Source organism: Allorhizocola rhizosphaerae (assembly GCF_003426775.1).
Taxonomy (GTDB): Bacteria; Actinomycetota; Actinomycetes; order Mycobacteriales; family Micromonosporaceae; genus Allorhizocola; species Allorhizocola rhizosphaerae.
Genome location: NZ_QJUG01000432.1, coordinates 1 through 2,566 on the forward strand (window position 1 = coordinate 1; position 2,566 = coordinate 2,566).

Sequence of the window (2,566 nt, forward strand, 5' to 3'; positions counted from 1 at the left end):
GGAACAACGCCGTCTCCACCGCAAACAACGCCGGCTGAGTAAACCCCGTCTGCTCCAACCCCACCCCGGACGCGATCACCTCCCGCAACGCCGGATCCAACACCGCACAGACTTCATCGAAGGCCTCCCGAAACACCGGAAACACCCGCGCCAGCTCAAGACCCATCCCCGCCCGCTGCGCACCCTGACCGGTGAACAGCACGGCGACCCGGCCCGCGCTGCGGTGCCCCGCGGTAGCCCCTACGCCGGTGTCGCCGCGGGCGAGCAGCGCGAGAGCTTCAAGCAGGGCGCGGTGGTCTCTGCCGTATGCGACCGCGCGGTGGTCGAGCCGTGCCCGGGTGTGAGCCAGCGACCAGCCGACCGCGACCGGGTCGGCACCGGCGGCGACCGCCGCATGCAGGCGCTCGGCCTGTGCCCGCAGCGCTTCAGCGGTACGCGCCGACAGCACCCACGGCACGACCGAAGGCGCCGGGTGTATGGGCCTGGCCGCCGGTGTGAGGGCTTCCTCGAGGATGACGTGGGCGTTGGTGCCGCTGATGCCGAACGCGGACACCCCGGCCCTGCGCGGCCGGTCGCCGCGGGGCCACGGCCTGGACTCGGTGAGCAGCCGCACGCCACCGCGAGCCCAATCCACGTGCGGGGTGGGGGCGTCCACGTGCAGGGTGCGCGGCAGCGATTCGTTTGCCAGCGCCTGCACCACCTTGATCACACCGGCGACGCCCGCGGCGGCCTGAGTGTGACCGAGGTTGGACTTGATGGACCCCAGCCACAGCGGTTCGTCGCGGTCCCCGCCATACGTCGCGATCAGTGCGTCGGCTTCGATCGGATCGCCGAGCACCGTCCCGGTACCGTGCGCCTCCACCAGGTCCACATCGGACGGTGACAAACCGGCTGACGCCAGCGCCTGACGGATCACCCGCTGCTGCGCCGGACCGTTCGGCGCCGTCAAACCGTTCGACGCCCCATCCTGATTCACTGCAGACCCGCGCAGTACCGCCAAAATCTCATGCCCCTGGCGACGGGCATCGGACAGCCGCTCGATCAGCAGCATTCCGATGCCCTCGGCCCAGCCGGTGCCGTCGGCCCCAGCGGAGAAAGCCTTGCACCGACCATCGGGCGCCAGCCCACGCTGCCGTGCGAACTCCACGAACCCAAACGGCGTGGACATGACCGTGACGCCGCCCGCCAAGGCCAGCGAGCACTCCCCCGCACGGAGGGCCTGCGCGGCCAAATGCAACGCCACCAACGACGACGAGCACGCCGTGTCCAAAGTGATCGCCGGACCGGTGAAGCCGAACGTATACGAGATCCGCCCGGACGCGACGCTGGCCGCGTTGCCGGTGCTGATGAAGCCCTCCAACGGTTCCGGGTCCTGCATCAGCAGGAGCGGATAGTCCTGCCCGTTGCCGCCGACGAACACGCCCACGTCCGAGCCGCGCAGCGCCGACGGGTCGAGTCCGGCCCGTTCCAGCACCTCCCACGTGAGTTCCAGCAGTAGCCGCTGCTGCGGGTCCATGGCCAGCGCCTCGCGCGGCGAGATGCCGAAGAAGGCAGCGTCGAAAGTGTCTGCCGCGTCAAGGAATCCGCCGGTGTTCGCGTACGTGTGACCGGGGCGGCCAGGATCGGGATGGTACAAGTCTTCAGGCCAGCCGCGGTCCTCGGGGAACCCGCCAATGGCATCCTTGCCGTCAGCGACCAAGCGCCACAGGTCTTCCGGCGAGGCGACGCCGCCCGGGAAACGGCAAGCCATCCCGACGATGGCGACCGGTTCCGTCGCGGCCTGGACCAGCTGCTGGTTTTGCTGCCTGAGCCGTTCGTTTTCCTTCAGCGCGGCGCGCAATCCCTCGACGAGCTGTTCCATCGAGGCGGCCATCAGCCGGCCGCACTCTCGGTCGCCAGCCGCAGCAGGCTATCGACGTCCATCTCGTCGATGGAATTTGATTCATCTGGTACCGGATCGCCGAGCCGCAACAACAGGTCGAGTAGCCCGGATTGGCGCAGCCGCGTCATCGGCACGGTGGCCAGCAGCTCACGCACCGCTGCCTCCTGCGGATCGGCGGCGGCGGTCCTGGCCGACGGGGCGAGCTCAGCCACGAGGTAGGCGGCCAGCACTGTCGGCGTTGGATGGTCGAACACCAGCCCCGCGGGCAGGGTCATCCCGGTGGCGGCGGCGAGCCGGTTGCGCAGATCAACCGAGGCCAGCGAATCGAAGCCGATCTCCTTGAAGGCACGTTCCGGGTCGACCGCCTCCGGGCCGGGGTGCCCCAGCACGACCGCGACCTCGGTGCGAACCAGGTCGGTGAGCAGTCGCAGCGCCTCGTGCGCGGGCAGCGCCGCGACACGTGCGGCCAGCGGCACGGCGTCTGCGCCGTGGGAGGCCGTCCGGCGCGTGGCCGTGCGGACCAGTCCGCGCAGCAGCGGCGGGACCGTGACCCTATCCTGGCCGTGCAGCGCGCGCAGATCCAGCCGGACGGCCGCCAGTAGCGGCTCCGCCCGGCCCAGCGCCGTGTCGAACAGGTGCAGGCCCTGCTCGGCGTCCAATGGCACGATGCCCGCGCGGGCCAGC

At 70.5% G+C, this 2,566-nt stretch carries 2 protein-coding genes; both read right to left on the reverse strand.

The annotated features are described in order from the left end of the window. The coding region (locus DM816_RS41400; protein WP_162908409.1) for a type I polyketide synthase at positions 1-1,873 on the reverse strand (1,873 nt) is incomplete at its 3' end. After that, positions 1,873-2,566 (reverse strand): acyl carrier protein (locus DM816_RS41405; RefSeq protein WP_246002742.1); only part of this gene is annotated, 694 nt, incomplete at its 5' end. The genes DM816_RS41405 and DM816_RS41400, both read right to left, overlap by 1 nt.